Annotated in this window: 20 protein-coding genes, 1 tRNA gene and 1 pseudogene; 13 read left to right on the forward strand and 9 right to left on the reverse strand. The window is 70.3% G+C overall.

Going from position 1 to position 18031, the window contains the following annotated elements; genetic code table 11:
* The first annotated feature begins 2 nt into the window (after positions 1-2).
* Both ACYVO6_RS42470 and ACYVO6_RS42475 read left to right on the forward strand, forming a co-directional pair.
* Positions 3-1097 (forward strand): sensor histidine kinase, encoded by a 1095-nt coding sequence (locus ACYVO6_RS42470; RefSeq protein WP_461071109.1) that lies wholly within the window; start codon positions 3-5, stop codon positions 1095-1097.
* Positions 1088-1732: a response regulator transcription factor gene (locus ACYVO6_RS42475; RefSeq protein ID WP_461071111.1), complete on the forward strand. Its 645-nt coding sequence runs from the start codon at positions 1088-1090 to the stop codon at positions 1730-1732. The genes ACYVO6_RS42470 and ACYVO6_RS42475 overlap by 10 nt, the downstream gene beginning before the upstream one ends.
* Before the next feature lie 20 nt (positions 1733-1752).
* Here ACYVO6_RS42475 and ACYVO6_RS42480 read toward each other — a convergent pair whose 3' ends face one another.
* The 3 genes from ACYVO6_RS42480 to ACYVO6_RS42490 all read right to left on the reverse strand — a co-directional run bounded on the left by ACYVO6_RS42480 (position 1753) and on the right by ACYVO6_RS42490 (position 4288).
* Positions 1753-1974: an FmdB family zinc ribbon protein gene (locus ACYVO6_RS42480; protein ID WP_386356530.1), complete on the reverse strand. Its 222-nt coding sequence runs from the start codon at positions 1972-1974 to the stop codon at positions 1753-1755.
* A gap of 44 nt (positions 1975-2018) precedes the next feature.
* Entirely contained in the window at positions 2019-3446 is a 1428-nt protein-coding gene (locus tag ACYVO6_RS42485; protein WP_461071113.1) for a hypothetical protein, read from the reverse strand.
* 74 nt (positions 3447-3520) lie between these two features.
* On the reverse strand, positions 3521-4288 hold the full coding sequence (locus ACYVO6_RS42490; RefSeq protein ID WP_461071115.1) for a DUF4097 family beta strand repeat-containing protein: 768 nt from the start codon (positions 4286-4288) through the stop codon (positions 3521-3523).
* 227 nt (positions 4289-4515) lie between these two features.
* Between ACYVO6_RS42490 and ACYVO6_RS42495 the strand changes: the two genes are divergently transcribed.
* A tRNA-Val gene (locus ACYVO6_RS42495) sits at positions 4516-4590 on the forward strand.
* An 87-nt stretch (positions 4591-4677) separates the two neighbouring features.
* Here the strand turns inward: ACYVO6_RS42495 and ACYVO6_RS42500 are convergent.
* On the reverse strand, positions 4678-5052 hold the full coding sequence (locus ACYVO6_RS42500; RefSeq protein WP_461071117.1) for a hypothetical protein: 375 nt from the start codon (positions 5050-5052) through the stop codon (positions 4678-4680).
* A gap of 176 nt (positions 5053-5228) precedes the next feature.
* Between ACYVO6_RS42500 and ACYVO6_RS42505 the strand changes: the two genes are divergently transcribed.
* The 10 genes and pseudogenes from ACYVO6_RS42505 (at position 5229) to ACYVO6_RS42550 (ending at position 11765) form a co-directional block, all read left to right on the forward strand.
* Positions 5229-6146 (forward strand): aminoglycoside phosphotransferase family protein, encoded by a 918-nt coding sequence (locus tag ACYVO6_RS42505; RefSeq protein ID WP_461071119.1) that lies wholly within the window; start codon positions 5229-5231, stop codon positions 6144-6146.
* Between the two features lie 767 nt (positions 6147-6913).
* Positions 6914-7627 (forward strand): GntR family transcriptional regulator, encoded by a 714-nt coding sequence (locus ACYVO6_RS42510; protein ID WP_461071121.1) that lies wholly within the window; start codon positions 6914-6916, stop codon positions 7625-7627.
* A gap of 33 nt (positions 7628-7660) precedes the next feature.
* On the forward strand, positions 7661-8827 hold the full coding sequence (locus tag ACYVO6_RS42515; protein ID WP_461071123.1) for an NAD(P)/FAD-dependent oxidoreductase: 1167 nt from the start codon (positions 7661-7663) through the stop codon (positions 8825-8827).
* 45 nt (positions 8828-8872) lie between these two features.
* Positions 8873-9007 (forward strand): hypothetical protein, encoded by a 135-nt coding sequence (locus tag ACYVO6_RS42520; RefSeq protein ID WP_461071125.1) that lies wholly within the window; start codon positions 8873-8875, stop codon positions 9005-9007.
* A 74-nt stretch (positions 9008-9081) separates the two neighbouring features.
* Positions 9082-9288 (forward strand): annotated as a pseudogene (locus ACYVO6_RS42525) (Lrp/AsnC family transcriptional regulator); the annotation flags it as partial.
* Between the two features lie 116 nt (positions 9289-9404).
* Positions 9405-9977, forward strand: a complete 573-nt coding sequence (locus ACYVO6_RS42530) for a GNAT family N-acetyltransferase (RefSeq protein WP_461071127.1) — start codon at positions 9405-9407, stop codon at positions 9975-9977.
* Between the two features lie 87 nt (positions 9978-10064).
* Complete coding sequence (locus ACYVO6_RS42535) at positions 10065-10433, forward strand: ArsR/SmtB family transcription factor (RefSeq protein ID WP_189323662.1); 369 nt, start codon at positions 10065-10067, stop codon at positions 10431-10433.
* The gene (locus ACYVO6_RS42540; RefSeq protein WP_461071129.1) at positions 10430-10915 is read left to right on the forward strand and encodes an SRPBCC family protein; all 486 of its coding nucleotides are present in this window, start codon (positions 10430-10432) and stop codon (positions 10913-10915) included. Before ACYVO6_RS42535 ends, ACYVO6_RS42540 begins: the two co-directional genes overlap by 4 nt.
* Positions 10916-11065: 150 nt before the next feature.
* The gene (locus ACYVO6_RS42545) at positions 11066-11422 is read left to right on the forward strand and encodes a YciI family protein (protein ID WP_461071131.1); all 357 of its coding nucleotides are present in this window, start codon (positions 11066-11068) and stop codon (positions 11420-11422) included.
* A 109-nt stretch (positions 11423-11531) separates the two neighbouring features.
* A complete protein-coding gene (locus ACYVO6_RS42550) occupies positions 11532-11765 on the forward strand; it encodes a DUF2277 domain-containing protein (RefSeq protein ID WP_461071133.1) in 234 nt (77 codons plus the stop codon).
* A gap of 30 nt (positions 11766-11795) precedes the next feature.
* Here the strand turns inward: ACYVO6_RS42550 and ACYVO6_RS42555 are convergent, their stop codons facing one another.
* The 5 genes from ACYVO6_RS42555 to ACYVO6_RS42575 form a co-directional block, all read right to left on the reverse strand.
* Entirely contained in the window at positions 11796-12413 is a 618-nt protein-coding gene (locus ACYVO6_RS42555; protein WP_461071135.1) for a DedA family protein, read from the reverse strand.
* Positions 12414-12708: 295 nt separating this feature from the next.
* The gene (locus tag ACYVO6_RS42560) at positions 12709-13161 is read right to left on the reverse strand and encodes a DoxX family protein (protein WP_461071137.1); all 453 of its coding nucleotides are present in this window, start codon (positions 13159-13161) and stop codon (positions 12709-12711) included.
* A gap of 85 nt (positions 13162-13246) precedes the next feature.
* Positions 13247-15193 carry an FAD/NAD(P)-binding protein gene (locus ACYVO6_RS42565; RefSeq protein WP_461071139.1) on the reverse strand — a complete coding sequence of 649 codons (1947 nt, stop codon included), beginning with the start codon at positions 15191-15193 and terminating at the stop codon, positions 13247-13249.
* A gap of 191 nt (positions 15194-15384) precedes the next feature.
* Complete coding sequence (locus ACYVO6_RS42570) at positions 15385-17106, reverse strand: alkaline phosphatase D family protein (protein WP_461071141.1); 1722 nt, start codon at positions 17104-17106, stop codon at positions 15385-15387.
* 98 nt (positions 17107-17204) lie between these two features.
* Positions 17205-17849 carry an HNH endonuclease family protein gene (locus ACYVO6_RS42575; protein WP_461071143.1) on the reverse strand — a complete coding sequence of 215 codons (645 nt, stop codon included), beginning with the start codon at positions 17847-17849 and terminating at the stop codon, positions 17205-17207.
* Between the last annotated feature and the right edge of the window lie 182 nt (positions 17850-18031).

Genomic DNA, 18031 nt, shown 5'->3' on the forward strand with positions numbered 1-18031 from the left:
TCATGACCGGAGCCGCCTCGGCCGCCGTCGAGCTGCTCTTCACCGTTCTGTCCGGCCTCGCCCTGTTACCCGTACTGGCCTGGCCGCGCGGCCGGCAGGCCGTGCTCCGGCCCGTGTTCGCGGGTGCGCGGAGACTGACACAGTTCGAGCGCCGACGGCTCGGGACCTGGATGAGCGTGTCCGTATCTCCCGCGTACGAGGATGCGCGCGCCCTGCGCTACATCGCGTGCCGCTGGACACTCGGCGCGCTGGGTGCGGTCGTGATGCTGTCGGTGGCGATCGGTCTCGCGTACGGCATGTTCGGGGCGTTCGGCTGGTTGGTCACGGACATCGAGAATCCCGGTGCGATGGTCCTCGGCACCTTCGGTGGGCTGTTTCTGTTCTTCCTCGCCGTGCAGGGGATATTCGGAGTGGCCGAGCTGGAGCGGCAGTTGGCCCGGCACTTCCTCGGGCCCAGCCACCAGGAGGAGTTGGAGCGGCGGATCGTGGAGCTGGCCGCGAGCCGCGCCGGGGTGGTGGACGCCGTCGACGACGAACGGCGCCGTATCGAGCGCGACCTGCACGACGGCGTACAACAGCGGCTCGTCGCCCTCGGCATGCTGCTCGGCCGCGCCCTGCGCAGCCAGGACCCGGAGCGCGCGGACCGGCTGCTGCGACAGGCCCACGACGAGAGCCGGCAGGCGCTAGCCGAGTTGCGAGAGGTGGCCTGGCGAATCTACCCGACCACGCTGGACAAGGCGGGACTGCGAGCGGCCCTGGAGACGGTCGCCGAGCGCTCGTCCGTGCCGGTGCGTGTGGAGTACGAGCTGGCTGCGGAGCCGGAGAAGGCGACGGCGTCCGTCGCGTACTTCGTGGTCTGCGAGGCAGTGACCAACGCGGTCAAGCACGCGGCGGCGAGCCGTATCACCGTCCACCTGTGGGCGGCCGAGGGTGTCCTGTGCGTACGGATCGAGGACGACGGCATGGGTGGCGCGAATCCCACGGGCAGCGGGCTGTTCGGGCTCGCCCGGCGGGTCGACGCCCTCGACGGCAGGTTCCATGTGCTCAGTCCGCCCGGCGGGCCCACCGTCATCACCGCGGAGCTGCCGTGCGCGTAATCCTGGCCGAGGACTCGACCCTGCTCAGAGAGGGTCTCGTGCGCCTGCTCGCCGAGGAGGGCCACGAGGTGCTGGCCGCGGTCGGCGACGCCGAGCGGCTGCTGGCGGCCGTCGCCGACGAGCCGCCGGACGTGGTGGTGGCAGACGTGCGCATGCCTCCCACCCACAGCGACGAGGGCCTGCGCGCGGCCCTGGAGATTCGCGAGCGCTGGCCGGACGTGGGCGTGCTGGTGCTCTCGCAGTATGTCGAGAAGCGGTACGCGACGGAGCTGTTGACCGGAGACTCGGAGGGCGTCGGCTATCTGCTCAAGGACCGTGTCGTACAAGTCGACGAGTTTCTGGACGCGTTGGAGCGGGTGAGTCAGGGGAGGGCCGCCTTCGACCCCGAGGTCGTGCGTCAGCTCCTCGGGCGCAGCGAGCGCGCAGACCTGCTGGACCGGCTCACCCCGCGCGAGCGGGACGTGCTGGCGGAGATGGCGCAGGGGCACACGAACGCGGCCATCGCGCGACGGATGCACATCTCCCTCAGCGGGGTCGAGAAGCACATCAACGCGATCTTCGACAAGCTCGAGCTGACCGGAGGCGAGGGCTACTCCCGCAGGGTCCTGGCCGTACTCCGCTATTTGGGGAGCTGAGGGACTTGAGGAACCTGGCGTCAGCCGCAGCAGCCCCCGCCGCAGCATCCTCCGCCGCTCGCCTTGGGCGCCGGCGCGGTCGCGGGCGCCGAGGCCGAGCCGCCGACCGCGACCGTCGACAGCAGCTTCACCGTGTCGTCGTGGCCGGCCGGGCAGGCGGCGGGCGCCGAGGACTCGGCCATGGGGCGGCTCTTCTCGAAGGTGTCGCCGCAGGTCCGGCAGCGGTACTCGTAGCGAGGCATACGGACAGATTAGCGGGCGGCCGTGCGCCGAAGGGACGCGTACTTCAGGCGGAGTGCCCGCGTTCCTCACGGATCTGCGCCACCACCCGGGACACCGTCCGCCGCACGGCCTCCGTCTCGGTCAGGAAGTGCCAGTAATCAGGGTGCCGCCCCTCCAGGGTGGCGACGGCCCGTTCCAGACGGCCCACCGAGTCGTCGAGCGGCCGGGCGTGACGCGGGTCGGGCGTATGGCGGCCTGCCATCGCCAGCCGCTGGGCGTCACGGATCGCGAAGCGCGTACGGTCGATCTCCCGCTGCGGGTCCTTCTGTACCTCGTTCAGCCGCCGCAGCCGGTCCCCGGCCGCGGACACGGCTTCGTCGGTCGTGTTCAGCAAGGCCCGCACCGTCGACAGCAGCGCCGTAGCGTCCGCCCAGCGCTGCTCGTCGCGCGCGGCCTTGGCCTCCGTCAGCTTCGCCTCGGCCTGTCGTACGGTCTCGGCGGCCTGGTCCGGTACGTGCTGAAGGTCCTGCCAGCACGCGGCCGTGAACCGGCGCCGCAGCTCGCTCAGCACCGGATCCACCTGCCCGGAACGGGTGGTCAGAGCCTGGGCACGCGTCCGTAGCGAGACCAGGCGGCGGTCGATCTCGGCGGCCCGCTCCGGCAGTCGCTCGGCCTCCGCGCGCACCGCCTCGGCGTCGCGCGCGACCCGGTCGGCGCGCTCCAGAGTCTCCGGGACGCCGTGCTGCCCGGCGCCTTGGTTGAGCTTGGTCAGCTCGGGGCCGAGGGCGGCGAGGCGGGCGGCCAGGTCGTCGGCCTTGAGCCCTGAGCCTCGTACGGCATCAAGGGCGTTCGAGGCGGCGAGCAGGGCCTGGCGGGCGCGCTCGACGGCCGGGGCGAGCCGGGCCAGCTGGGTCTCGGCCTTGCCGAGCAGCGGGCCGAGCCCGTCGGCGAACCGGTCCAGCTCCTGCTTGACGCGGGCCAGCTCGTCCTTGGCCTTGGTCAGCTCCGTACGCGCCCGGGCCGCGACGGAGGCCTCCAGGTCGTCGCGGTCGAGGTCGTGGGCGTCGACCGCGTTGATGTACGTATGACTGACCTCGTCGATACGACGCCCCAGCGCGTCGAAGTCGGAAACCGTGCGCCGGGCCGCGGGGGAGTCGTCGACGGCCGTGATGGTCTCGATCGAGATGCGCAGATCGCGCTGCGCGGTGTCGAGTTCGTAGAACGCGGCCGCGGCGGCGTCCTTGGCCGCCTGCGCCTCGGCCCGCTGGCTCTCGGAACGGCCGCCGAACCACCGCCGCGTCCCGCCGCCGGTGAACGCGGCGGGGAGCGTGAGCGCGAGCAGCGGGAGCGGAAGGAGGACCAGGGTCAGCAGGTCACGGGCGGCGCCGAGGGTCCCGGCAGCCCTCGTGGCCCTCAAATCGGCACGGTGGCGAGGTAGTTGCTGTGCCCATGGCACAAACGGCGTGTACGGCTGTGAAGGTGTCGCCGTCACATCCCTCTCCCGTGCTGTGGTCCACCCTGCCCGGTGTCATTCTCCCACCAGGTAGGGACGAACACACGGCCCGGTTAGTTCGCCGTACGCACCGTGACTTTCCCGTCCCGTGTGTGGGCGGACACCTCGTGTGCGCTGCGCTCGTCGCGGGGCACGGATACATCGACGCTGCCGTCGCCGGTCTCGGTGTCCACGCGGTACGTCGCCTCCGCGGGCAGCTCGATGGTGACGGAGCCGTCGTGGCTGCGTGAGGCGACCCGGTCCGGTACGGCGGCGAGGACGAGCCGCACTGAGCCGTCCCGCGTGTTCACGTCCACGCGCCGGGAGCCGACGTCGGTCGCGGTGACCGAACCGTCGCCGGTGTGCAGGGTCAGGGGCCCGCTGGAGTCCTTGACGTGCACGGAACCGTCGCCCGTGCGGACGTTCAGGGCTTCCTCGAAGCCGCTCGCCCGTACGCTGCCGTCCCCGTCCTTCACGGTGACCGCGATGCCGCGCGGCACCTCGATCCGGTGCTTGGCCGAGCAGTCGGCGACCACGCCCGTGCACTTCATCCGCAGCGTGAGCCTGTCGTCCTCCATCGCCCAGGTCACCTTGGGGTCCCCGCCGACGACGACGCTGCCCTGGAACCACCGGGTGACCTTCACCTTGTCGACGTCGGCGGCGACCAGTTCGAGCGCGGAGTCGTCGGAGTCGACGGTCAGCGTGCGGCCCTGGAGCGCGAACGAACGCTGCTCGGGTTCGTCGTCGTCCCCGGCGCTTGCGCCACACCCGGCGGCGAGCAGGGTGACGGCGGCGACGGCCACGGTGGCCACGGCTGCGGAACGGCGGATACGTACGGCCATGATGGGTTCCCCCTGATGTCGGGCGCCCCGACCGTGGACTTCGTGGACCTACGGTTCTGCCCGGGACGCTCTTCGACCGTACGGAGCGCGGGCTGTGGGCGGGATCCGGCCCGCTCCCGGATCTCGGTGGGGAAAACCCCCGTATCGCGCGGGACCGGACCCGATACGTTGCCCGATACGCGTTTGCCGGGCACTGCCCCTGGCAAGGTAGGCTGTCGACTCGCCGCGGGTGCGTAGCTCAGGGGTAGAGCGCCTGCCTTACAAGCAGGATGTCGGCGGTTCGAAACCGTCCGCGCCCACCACGGACAGAAGCGGGAAACCCCGGCCGATCATGGCCGGGGTTTTTCGCTGTCCGGTGATGCGCCGCCGCTCCCGGGACTCCCGAACGGTCACGCCTCCGCGGCAGGCCCCTCCGCCGGCTCACGTACGTGCTCGTGTACGTCCTCATGTACGTGCTTCAGGCGCATCCTCGCGTCCACCTTCTCCGCGCCCGTGACCTCGGCCCAGAAGCGATGGCAGGTCACGAAGACGGCCAGTTCGCGCTCGCGCTCGCGGAGCTTCTCCACCTCGGCCTGTTCGTCGGCACTCCAGCCCGGCGAGGCAGGCAGCTCCACCTTGCGCCAGCCGTGGTTGTCGCTGAAGCCGTCCATGGGTTCGACCGACCAGGGGAGTCGCTTCAGCAGGGCCAGCAACTCGGCCCGGACCTGATGCAGCTCCTCCTGACCGGCCAGGAGGTCACTCGGAAAGTCGTAGGTCTCAGCCACACGCCAATGCTACGCCTGTTCGAATTTGGGATGCGAGTTCCTTGGGGGACTTCACCCGGACGGGTGTGACTGGCGCTTCAGTTGGCCAGTGAGTGCTTCAGTTGGCCGCTCTGTGCTCAGCGGCTGGTGCTGGGCGTCACGAACGGCGGGCCGCTGCCCGACTACCGTTGCTCCGCATGACCCACACCGAGATCGAGATCACCGCGGAGCTGGTCCGGGATCTGCTGCGCGACCAGCACCCCGACCTGGCCGATCGCCCAGTGAGGCTCGGCGCGCGTGGCTGGGACAACCAGCTGTGGCGGCTCGGCGACGACCTCGCCGTCCGGTTGCCCTGGGCGACGCAGTCTGCCGATGCGCTGCTGCGCAAGGAACATGCCTGGCTGCCCGCTCTCGCCCCGCACCTTCCTCTGCAGATCCCCGTTCCGCAGCGCCTCGGCGAGCCCTCCGAGCGGTTTCCGCGGCCCTGGATCGTGACCACCTGGGTGCCGGGCGAGCCCGCCGACCGCGCTCCCGCCACGCGTGCTGCGGAGGCGGCCGACACCTTGGCCGCCTTCCTGACGGCTCTTCACCGACCCGCTCCCGACGGGGCGCCCGCCGGCCGTGGCCGCGGGGGGCCACTGGCCGACTGTGCCGAGGGGTTCGCCGAGCAGCTCGCCTCGGCCACCGAGCTGGGGCTGATCCCCGACCCGGACGCCGTCCGCGCGGTGTGGGAGGACGCCGCCGCCGCGCCCGACTGGGCGGGCCCGGCCCTGTGGCTCCACGGCGACCTGCATCCGGCCAACGTCCTCACCGCGGACGGCACCTTCTGCGGCGTGATCGACTTCGGCGACCTCTTCGCCGGCGACCCAGCCTGCGACCTCGCCGCCGCTTGGATCCTGCTGCCGGACGGCGCCGCCGACCGCTTCCATGGCGCCTACCAGCCGGCCCCGGACGTCGCGACCCTGCGTCGCGCCCGCGGCTGGGCGGTACTGCGCGCCCTCGCCTGCATCTTCATCGGAGACGCCGGCGTCCACGGCCGCCCCGGCGGCAGGCCCACCTGGGGCCCACCCGCCCACGCCGCACTTCGACGCCTCATCGCAACGGCCAGCCACTGATGAGTGTTTCCCAGCGAAAGCCGGCGGCCGACAGTTCCTCTCACCGATGGTTGAGCGCGCAGGTCACCCAGTGGCCGGGGAGGCCCTCGGACGGCTGCGCGGGTCCCGGGTTCCTGCCGTTAGGAGTGCCCCGCGTGACCTCGTCCTGATGCGATGGGCTGGGGGCCGTTGATGCCCCAGCGCTCGGCGGCCAACGGAGCAGTGGACCGCTCACCGGCCGCCGGGCCGCGCATCCGACTCGGCACCGGCGAGTGGACATGTTTGGTTCGCGGCCTCGCGCCGCCGGCCCCCGGTCCCGTTGGTGCCGGCCTTCCTCTCAGAAAGGTGGCTGCTGAGTAGATCCTTGGCGAACTCGCTATTGACCGGTCAATTAGCTGATTGTACGGTCTAGAGGACGGCGCTGGTCGCCGTGCAGATCAGGCGGGAGACCGACATGACGAATCAGGCAAGGGCTCAGCCCCTTGGTGCTCGACCAGCGGCTGAAAAAGATCTCCACCGTGGGAACGACGCCAGCCGTTACGGGGCCCAGCGTGTCCTCGGCGAATCGGTAGCAACGGGTCCGATCACCCGTCATCGGCGTTCCGGAACGCTCCGGGCGCAGCCGCGCCCGCACCGTCGCCGATTCGGCTCCGTGGTCACTTTCGAACCGGCCCGGCAACCGCGCGGGGCAGGTCGGGAACAGCGCCCCGCCCGCAGGGCGCGGACGCCGAAGAACTGGCTGGTCAGCTCGCTCTTACCAGTCAATTGACTGAATGTACGGTCTAACCATGACCGTGCCACTCTATGTACAGATCAGGCGAGAGTTCGAAGTGAAGATCCGGGCCGGGGCCCTGCCTCCTGGCTCGCGTCTGCCAAGCGAGATGGATATCTCCGCCGAGTACGGCGTCAGTCGTGCTACGGCCCAACGGGTCCTCAACGACCTGGCCGAGGCGGGACTGGCGATCCGCCGGCGGCGCCATGGAACGTTCGTCGTGGACGTGACGCGGCAGATCAATCTGCTCAACTTCGTCACCCCCGCGGCAGCCGCAAAGGGCGCACCGGGCAGACACGAAGTCGTTTCCGCGCGGATCGTCAGGGCCGCCGACGCCATCCTGGCCCTCCCCGGCGCCTCAGCCGACACGGCCGTAGTGGAACTGGTCCGCCGCAAGCTGAACGTACGCGAGGAGCCCCAGTCGGTCGAGCGGCACGTCGTGCTTTTCGCAGCCGCCCCCGACCTGCTGAACGAGAACCTCGAAGACCTCGTCACCCTCCCGTATCTGCAGCGCAGAGGAGTACCGATCGACGCGATCCGGCTCTACCTCGACCCGGTGGTCCTCGACGAGCACGACGCCGCATTGCTGGACAGCGAGACCGGAACGCCCGCGCTGATGAGGCGCAGGGAGTTGCGTGCCGACGACGGAAGCACCGTCGAGGTGGTGACGACCCTCGTCCGTCCGGGAACCGCCGAGTTCTTCCTGGAGCTTCCCGTCCCCGCCATATGAGCAGCGTGCCGCTGCCAGAAAGGAAGTACGCACATGAAGGTCATCATCGTGGGTGCCGGCGTGCTCGGCGTGAGCGTCGCGAGGCAGCTTGCCGTCGCCGGCGAGGACGTTCTCCTGCTCGATCAGCGGGGAGTCGGCACCGGTACGACCGCGACCACGTTCGCCTGGACCAACTCCAGCCGGAAGCCCGACCCGGACTACCACCGGCTGAACCTCGCGGGGATGGAGGAGCACGCCAGGCTCGCCGCGCAACTGGACGGCGCACCTTCGTACTTCCCCAGCGGGGCGCTGCAGTGGGCGGACGCCGCAAACGAGCAGCGGCTCGCCGGCAACATGGAACGACTGCAGTCCCTCGGCTACCCCGCACACTGGGTCACCCCCAACGAAGCAACGAGCATCGCAGGCGGCCTCCGCATCCCGGCGGCCATCACGTCCATCGCACACTTCCCCAGCGAGGGATACGTCCTGCCGGACCGTTTCGTGAACAACCTGCTGGCGGACGCCGAGCAGCACGGCGCCACGTGCGCGATCGGCGAGGTCGTAGCCATCGACGACAGGCCCGACGGAGTATCCGTCACCCTGGCCGGAGGCGAGGTCTGCACAGGCGATCGAGTCGTCCTGGCGGCAGGCCGCTGGACAGAACGGCTCGCCGCACGGGCCGGGATCGACGTTCCCATGGTGACGGATACCGGTCGCGGAGCGCAGACCGTCGGCCTGCTCGGATACGCCAGGTCACCGGAACTCGACCTGCGCTGTGTGATCCACAGCCCCGGCCTCAACCTCCGCCCCGAGGTCGGCGGGCATACCGTCCTGCAGGCTCTCGATCTGAACGCCGACGTCGATCCGGCAGACCCTCCGTCCGCGGACGGGGACATCGCGAGCACCCTCGCGCAGCGGTTCTCCGCACTGCTGCCCGACCCGGGCCGGGCACCGGAGATCGACCTGCGCATCGGCTTCCGGTCACTGCCCGCGGACGGCCACGCCGTCGCCGGCTATGCCTCCACGCGGTCCCGCGTCTACTGCCTCGTCTCGCACAGCGGGGTCACCTTGGCGCCGATTCTGGGACGGCTGGTCGCGGCCGAGATCTCAACCGATCAGGAGCAGGACCTCCTTGGGGCCTTCCGGCCCACACGATTCACCGGCGTACGGCGCTCGGACATCGAGGTGGATCAACACGCCAGCAGTCTGGGCGAGCAGTAGCCGACAGCCCTGCACCGCGATTCTCTTCACGGAAGGCCTGATGGCATGACAGCCACAGACACCCGCGACCCACAAACCAAGAGCAGAATGAACAGCCTGCCGAGAGTGATCGGCGCGATCGAGCATGCTGGGAACAAGCTTCCCCACCCGTTCATCGGCAGCACCGAACAGGCAGTTTGATCCGAACAATGCAGTTTCATGCCTGAGTTTCCTCGATGTGGTGAACCTGGCCGCTCTCGGTAGAGTCCAACGGCGCCAGCGACATGTCCGTCCTCGCCACCGGCCTGGTCACCGACCGCTCCGCCCTGGCGCTCTTCATCGACAACGAGCTGGCCAAGATCCCCGGCATCATCACCGTCAGCGTCGACGTCATGCTCGCCGAGCCGCGCCGCTACTGGCCGGACCGGGACCGGGACCTGGCCTCCGGCCTCGGTGAATTCCACGCGCCGGTGCTGCTGTAAGCCCCCGGCTGCTCAGCCACGACGGGTGTGACTCCCACGACGGGCGTGACTCCGCGCCGCCGAAGACGGAGACGAACGGAGCGGCGGCGCCCCGTACGCCGTGGCATCGTGGAGCCATGGCCATCGAGGTTCGCCCGGCTTCGGTCTTCGAGGACGTCCGTACCCTCGTCGGGCCCAAGTCGCTCGGGGCCACCGTCTGTTGGTGTCTGAGCTACCGGATCCCGTCCAGGCTCAACAACGAGCTTCGGGGCCCGGCCCGCGGTGAGTACGTCGCCGGGTTGTGCCGTGCCGATCCGCCTCCGGGAGTGCTCGCCTACGACGGTGACGAACCGGTCGGCTGGGCGGCCGTGGCGCCGCGCGCGGCCACGTCCTTCGCGCGCAACCGCAAGATCCCGCACGTCGACGACCTGCCGGTCTGGTCGCTGTGGTGCATCCGCGTACGCCCCGGTCACCGGAAGCAGGGCATCTCGCATGCCCTCATCGCCGGCGCCGTCGAGTTCGCCCGCGCCCATGGTGCGCCGGCGATCGAGGCGTACCCCCTCGACAACGGCGACGCCAAGGTCGACCTGACGATGGCGTACGCCGGGATCCGGAAGAACTTCGAACGCGCCAGCTTCGTCCACGCCGCCGACACCACCTCCGTGCTGGCCGGTCACCCTCGGGTCCTGATGCGGCTCGACCTGCGCTGACGGATGCGCGGATGCGTGCACTCCCTTCGTGTACTCCCTTCGTGCACCCCTTTACAAGTGCGCCGCCCCCCGCTAACGTACAACCAAATGGTTGTAGATGGGATGACCGACGAGACCGTGGACCGCCTGTTCCACGCACTGGCCGACGCCACGCGCCGTGACATCCTCCGCCGCTGTGTGCGGGGCGAGATGTCGGTGTCACGGCTGGCCGAGGCCTACCCGATGAGCTTTGCCGCGGTGCAGAAGCATGTCGCGGTGCTGGAGCGGGCCGGTCTCGTCACCAAGCAGCGCCGCGGACGGGAGCAGCTCGTGCGTATGGACCCCGATGCGGTGGGCCGCGCGCGGCAGGCGCTCGACGAGCTCGAGACGGCCTGGCGCGGGAGAGTGGACAGGATGTCCCGTCTGCTCGCACAGGACCCCGAGGAGAACGACCCTACGGAAGGACCGGACAGATGACCGTCACCAGTGTGGACAAGGACCTCGACAACCTGACCCTCACCCTGATCGCCGACTTTTCCGCACCCGTCGAGCGGGTGTGGCAGCTGTGGGCCGACCCGCGGCAGCTGGAGCGCTGGTGGGGACCGCCGACCTACCCGGCGACCGTGGAGCAGCACGACCTCACCCCCGGCGGAGACGTCAGCTACTTCATGACCAGCCCGGAGGGCGAGAAGCACTACGGCTGGTGGCGTATCACCTCGGTCACCTCGCCGACGTCCCTGGAGTTCACCGACGGCTTCGCCGACAAGGAGGGCAAGCCGATCCCCGACCAGCCGATCACCAGCATGCGAGTGCAGCTCACCGAGCGCGACGGCGGCACCCGGATGGAGATGCGCTCGACTTTCGACTCCCGGGAACAGATGGAGCAGCTGGTGAACATGGGCATGGTCGAAGGTCTGCAGGAGGCGGTCGGCCAGATCGACGCGATCCTCGCCGGCTGACGAGGCCAAGCCCCCGACACGTCCTCAAAAAAATCTCCGGGCAGTTGTCGATTCCGCCGTCGCCCGCTCGACGCACAGGTAAGAGGCGGGGAGAAGCCCCGTCCTTGTCACCGCGACAACCGCGACGAACGAGACGACCGAGGAGTCACCATGCCGCGATTTCTGACGCTGGTCCGTATCGAGGAGAACGACGTTCCCGCCGGAGGGCTGGGCCCGGAGTTCGATGAGCGTATGGGCGCGTTGCTCGAAGAGATCACCAAGGCCGGGGTCATGTTGGACACGGCCGGACTACACGGGACCGCCGAGGGCACCCGGATCACCTGGTCCGGCGGCAAGTTCAACCAGGTCGACGGCCCGTTCACCGAGACCAAGGAAGTGATCGGCGGCTACTCCATCACCCAGTGCAAGGACAAGGCCGAAGCCATGGAGTGGGCCAAGCGCTTCCTCGAAATCCACCCGGCGGAGTTCACGCTCACGGTCGAGGTCCGCGAGATCGCCGAGGGCTGACCGGCACGGGGTGAGAGCGGCGGTACGTCCCTGCAGGCGTACCGCCGCTCCCGGTTTCAACTCAGGCTTCCCGCCCACACAATCCCCGAGCACGCGCGAGACTGGACCCATGTGCCGAAGCATCAAGACTCTCCGCCCGCCCCTACTCCCCGAAGAGGCCACCGAGGAGGACATCCGGGCCGCCGCCCTCCAGTACGTCCGCAAGGTGTCCGGCTTCCGGGCCCCGGCCGCCCACAACCGTGAGGTGTTCGACCGGGCGGTCGACGCGATCGCGGAGGCGACGGCCGAGCTGCTGGACGGGCTCGAGGTGCGGGGGCAGACGGCCGCGCGCCGGGCCGGCTGACCGCGTACGCACGCACCAGCCGCGTACGCCTCAGACGCCCGTGCCCGTCTCCGCCACCGGCCGCCGTATCAGGTACGCCGCCCCCGCGCCCGCCCCGAACAGCGCGAGCAGTGAAACGCCCGTGGCGAGCCACGTCGTGCCCAGCAGATGGCCGCCGAAGTAGCCGAGGGCGACGCTGTACGCGGCCCAGGCCAGGCCCGCGAGGATCGACCAGGGCAGGAACTCGCGGACGCGGCGCTGGGCGGCGCCCGCGCCGAGCGAGACGAGTGAGCGGCCCGCGGGCGCGAAGCGGGCGATGACGACCAGGGTGCCGCCGCCGCGTGCGAGGGCCGCGCCGAGACGTTCCTGCGCGCCGGTCAGGCGGCGGGAGCGGGCGAGGGCCCGGTCAAGGCGCTCACCGCCGCGCCGGGCCAGCCGGTACGCGATCAGGTCGCCGAGGACCGAGGCGGTGGCCGCGGAGAGAGTCAACGGCAGGAGGTCCGGTACGTTCCCGGTCGCCGCCTCGGAGCCGGCCGCGGCCGCCGTCGCCGCCGCGATGACGAGGACCCCGCTCGGCAGCACCGGCACGAACACGTCGAACAGCACGGACAGGGCCACCACGGCGTAGATCCATGGGCTGCCCGTCAGCAGCCCCACACTCTCAAGCACCCGAACTCCCCTGTGTCTCCCCCGTAAGCCCGAACCGTGCCGAGAGCCGCGATGTCGCGGGGGAGCGGCAGGAGCGGCTTGTGACAGCCATACAGCGTACGCCGGGGGTTGGAGAGGAGATCCACAGGGGGCACGTGTGATCGCTACACCACGTTCACGCGGCTGCCGCCTCTTGGAGGGCGGCCCGGTCCGGCCTCCCATGCGAACGGCCTGATACGACGACGGCGCCCGCCCCCGATGCGAAGGGGGCGGGCGCCGTTTCGTACCGCTCTCGTACGGTCAGCAGCCGCGGGCGTCAGGCCGCGACGGGCTCCGAACTGCGGCTGCTCGCCGTGGACGAGGAGGTGCGCCGCGAGAAGAGCCGGTCGAGGCCGAGCGCGCCCGAGCCGGTGAAGACCAGCAGGAACATCGACCAGCAGTACATGGCCGCGCCTTCACCGTTGTTCTCGATCGGCCACAGGGCCTCGGGCTGGTGGACCTTGAAGTACGCGTAGGCCATGGCGCCCGAGGCGATGAACGCCGCGAACCGGGTGCCGAGGCCGAGCAGGACCAGGCTGCCGCCTACGAGCTCGATGACGGCCGCGTATCCGTTCGGCCAGGTGGTCGGCTCGACGGTGCCGCCCTTGCCGTCGGCGCCGCCGAACTCGCCGAAGAGCGACATGACGCCGTGGCAGGCGAAAAGCAGGCCGATGACGATGCGGAACAGGCCGATGGCGTACGGCTGGGCACTGTTTAAGTGTCCGGTCATGGTGGGGGAACTCCTTCGGTCTGGTGCGGTCCTGGGGGCCGCTGTTGGGGACGTAAACCGAGCGAGTGATCGATTTTAGGCTAGCCTAATTGGTTGTTGCCAGTTCAACATCTGGCCGGATTTCCGCTTCCACTTCCGACGTTTCCGCAGGTGAGACCGAGCGCAGCACCGCCCGAGCCACCGCGTCCGTATCCGAGAGTGTGACCGAGTCCACGCCCGGCCTGACCCCCGCGGCGGTCACCCAGTGCACACCCTCCGTGGGCACGCCGAGCGCGAATCGCCGGGGGTGCGCGCGCCCTTGGCGGTCCATCAGACGGTACGGGCGCGGTGTTACGTCCAGCCCTCCGGTTTCGTAACCCTCCACCGTGTGCGGCCGGCACTGGCCGGTCTTGAGCAGCCGGGCGAGCAGGTCGTCGGCGGTCCGCCGCAGTTCCGGTTCCGGCAGTCGCGCCTCGACGAGGGTGGTCGCCCGGACCGTCGAGCCGGGCACGTCGGGGGAGTGCGCCACCCACGCCCCGTCCTCGGCCCGCACCTCCAGGCGAGGGCCGAGCACCTCCAGGACGCCCGCTTCGATCAGCGCGATCATCTCCTCGATACGGCGCCGGGGCGGCCCGATCGACAGGAACGCGTTGAGCGGCGTGTACCAGCGGTCCAGGTGCTCCCGTCGCGAAGCGCCCGCAAGGCCGCCGTGGTCGACGATCAGTCGCACCTCGTTGCGCAGGTCGCGCAGCACGTCGAGGGCCGCCTTGAGGGGGCCGTACACATTGCCGAGCGCCGCCTGCTCGGCGTCCTCGCGCAGATACTCCAGCAGCCAACTCCGGAAGTTCTCCGGGCAGTTGAAGACCTGTCCCGCGTACGGGTGCGAAATGCGGTCCCAGGACCAGCGGTCGGCCTCCGTGATGCCGAACTCGCCGAGAAGCAGGGCCTCTTGGGGATCGCGATGGGGAATGGCGAGAAAACGCTCACGGAAGTCCCGTACCGTCGCCGCGTCACCCCCTGCCACAGTGTCGCCCCGCCCCAACAGCGCCTCGTAGTAGACCGTTTCGACCTCCTTCGCGACCAACGGCCATATCTCCGCGAGGAAGTCGGGCGCGTCACCGTTGTCCGCGCGCTTACGGAAGGCGGAGATGACGTCCGGGGTGAGGACGAGCGGGAGGTGACGGCCGTACGGGCCCTTCGCGTTGTCGCCGCGGGCCTGGTACGGGATGCCGCGCCGGGAACCCGCGTACAGCCGCGGCTCGCGGCCCGACGCCGCATAACGCAGGCCACCGTGCGCCGTGCGGAGGAAACGCCCGCCGCGGGCCGTCGTCAACAGGGCCATGTGATCGAAGAAGTTGAGGCCCAGGCCGCGCAGCAGGACGGGTTCGCCGGGGGCGAGCGGGGAGAGGGCGAGGTCGGCCGGGTTGGCAGGCGGGATGTGGCGCAGTCCGTGGCGGTCGGCGTACTCGGCGAGGCGTCGCTGTGTCTGGTCCGCGACCGTCGGCAGGTGGCCCTGGGCGAGAACCACGGCGGTGAGGTCGTGCAGGGTGCGGCCGTTGTCGAGTACGAGCATCTGGTGGCCGTCGGGCGCGTCGTCGAGCCGTATCGCACGGGCCCGGTGCGTCTCGACGCGGACCGAGGGCGGCGCCCCGCGTACGACTTCGGCGAAGACCCACTCCAGATAGTGGCCGTACTGGGCGCGGGTCGGGTACTCGTCCGGGTCCAGCTCGCCGCGGGCCCAGGCATGCAGGCTCGGGCCCGGGCGGATCGGGCCCGAGCAGTCCACGCTGTCGTCGGTGAAGAGGGTCACCTGGGAGGACACGGTGTTCATCAGCAGCTCGGCCGGCTGGTCGGTCCGCCATACGCGGCCCGGACCGGGCGGCGACGGGTCGACGACGTGGACCGTCAGGCGCGCCCCGGACGCGAGGAGCTCGGGTGCGGAGGCGCAGAGGCGTTCCAGGACGCTGGTGCCGCGCGGGCCTGCGCCGACCAGGGCAATGGAGACCTCGGTGGACTCGGCGCTCGCCGGTGGGTCCGCGGTCGCTGCAGACAAAGGTGTGACTCCCGGGCATCTGGGGCACTGAGCGGCAAACCGCCCACTGGAAGCGGACGGTCCGCATCATCATGCCGTCGCAGGGCACGGGAGCCGAGCCCTTGAGCGGATCATCGGCGCCCGGTGTGGGATGCCTCACGAGCATCAGGGGCAACAGGCGCGATAGCCGGGCAACGTACGCCGAGCATGGGTTATGGGGTGAGCTCGGACTCGACGACCGTCCGCAGCCGGGCGCCGCCGCCCTTCTCCGCCCGCGCCTGGTCGAGCCGCAGTCGGGCCGAGCGCCCGCGCAGGGTCAGCGTCATCAGCTGGTTGCCGAACCAGGGGCCGCCCGTTCTGCGCCAGTCGATCAGCGGGCGCGGAACGCCGCCGTGCCCGGCGAAACGGCGGCCGAGGACTCGGCCCACCCTGCTCCAGCCGAAGTGGAAGCCGAGTTTGATGGACATCGGGATGGAGTTGTGGACGGGCGAGCAGGTCAGTTGCAGCACCCGCGCGTCAGGCGCCGAGGCACCCTGAGGCCACGAGGGTTCGGCGATGTACGCGTGGTGCACGTCCCCGGACAGCACGCACACCGTCGCCGGCGCCTCGGGCCCCGACCCGACCTCGGCGATGAGCGAGGCCAGCGCATCGAACGACGCCGGAAACGCCGACCAGTGCTCCAGATCGGCCCGCCGCCGCAGATCCTCCCCGAACCGCGCCCACCGATCCCCACGCTCTCCCCGGCACAACGCGGCGTTCCACGCCTCGGCGTCGTGCACGAGGTGGGGGAGCAGCCAGGGGAGAGACGTACCGATGAGGAGGTGGTCGTAGGGGGTGCGGGGGGTGGCGGAGGTCTGCGGGGCGATCGCGGCACCCGCCGTGCCCGCCGCACTCGTGGCGCCCACGCCCCGCCCCTCCAACACCTGCTCCCGCAGCCACGCATGCTCGCTGGGCGCGAGCATCGCGCGGTCGTTCTCGTCGAGAACGCGCGCCGCGCGCGTATCGATCATCAGCAGGCGTACGCGGCCGAAGTCGCGGCGGTAGCTCCAGCGGACCGAGCTGGGGTTCGCGTCGGCCTCGGAGGCGAAGGTGCGCAGGACGTCCGTGCCGTCCGGGGTGGCGCGTACGGCGGCGTAGAGGGGGTCGGTGGCGAGGCGCTCGGGCGGGAGGTTGCCGAGGTGCTGGTGGACCCAGTACGACATCAGGCCGCTCAGCAGGCGCTCACGCCACCAGGGCGTGGCTCGCATATCGGCGAGCCAGGAGGCGCTGGTGTTCCAGTCGTCGATGACGTCGTGGTCGTCGAAGATCATGCAGCTGGGCACGGTGGACAGCAGCCAGCGGACTTCGGGGTCGAGCCACGATTCGTAGTAGAGACGCGTGTACTCCTCGTAGTCCGCGACCTCGTTGCCCGGCGGGTCCTTGAGATCGCGGCGGGCCGCCAGCCAGCGGCGGGTGGCCTTGGAGGTCTCGTCCGCGTACACCTGGTCGCCCAACAGCAGCAGTACATCGGGCCGTTCGGCCCCCGGATCCGATGCGAGGCGGGCGGCCAGCGTGTCCAGCGCGTCCGGGCCCACCGGGTCCTTCTCGTCGGCGGGCGGAGCGGCCCAGCGACAGGAGCCGAAGGCCACCCGCACCGTCGCGTCGTGGTCGTCGGCCGGGGTGTGGATGACCGAGGGCGGGAACGGCGAGCCGGGCAGCGGCCACACGGTCGTACCGTCGAGCCGCACCTCGTACGCGGTCGACGTGCCCGGCGTGAGTCCGGTCACCGGGATCAGGGCGTAGTGATGGCCCGCGACCTGAAAGGTGCGCGTCTCGCCGCCGGCGCCGTCCGCACAGCGCACCTCGACGGCGCACGGACGGCTCGCCTCGACCCAGACGGTCGCGGACGAGCCGTCGACGTACCTCAGCAGTGGTCCCAGCCGCAGCCTCGCCACGTGATCACCCTCCTCCGTCGCCCCGTACGGTACGGAACGACGGAGGTCAGTGGCGAGGTTCCGGTGGAGGTTCTCGGACTTCTCGGACTGCGGACGGGTCAGCAGCCGTTGAGCACGGAGGTCAGCTTGCTCTTCTCCGCGGAGTCGACGGAGAGGTCGTAGTAGTACTTCACCTGGACCCAGGCGCGTACGTACGTGCAGGCGTACGAGCTGACCGGCGGCATCCACTCGGCCGGGTCCTGGTCGCTCTTCGACTGGTTCACGTTGTCCGTGACCGCGATGAGCTGCGGGCGGGTCAGGTCGTTGGCGAAGGACTGGCGGCGGGCGGTGGTCCAGCTGTCGGCGCCGGAGTCCCAGGCTTCGGCGAGCGGGATGAGGTGGTCGATGTCGACGTCGGAGGCGGCGGTCCAGGTGGCGCCGTCATAGACGGAGTACCAGCGGCCGCTGGTGGCGGCGCAGGCGGAGTCCTGGACGACGTTCGTGCCGTCGCGCTTCAGGACGACCTCACGGGTGTTGCAGGTGCCGGACTGGGTGATCCAGTGCGGGAAGAGGTCGCGGTTGTAGCCGGTGCGGTCCTCGGTCGCCACGGTGAGCGAGGACAGGTAGGTGCGGGCGGTGGCGGCGCTCACGGGGGTGGGCAGGGCGGCGGAGGCGGTCGGACCGTTGAACAGCCCGACCAGGGCTATCAATCCGCTGACGGCGGCGAGTATGCTGAGCCGTCGACGCGCGTAGACCTTCGGCATGCGAACTCCCTTGGGGAGGGGGGAAGTTGACGGTGCGTGCGAATGCTTGCGGTGCCGCGTTTCGGGGAGATGTGCGCCGGGTGAGAATTTAATGTCGTGGCCATGACATAACAAGGGGTACGGCGCGGGGGTCCGGCGGGGCTTTGGGGGTGTGCGTGCCTTTGTTGGGCTTTTGGTCGGGC

The organism is Streptomyces pseudoechinosporeus (assembly GCF_054783935.1).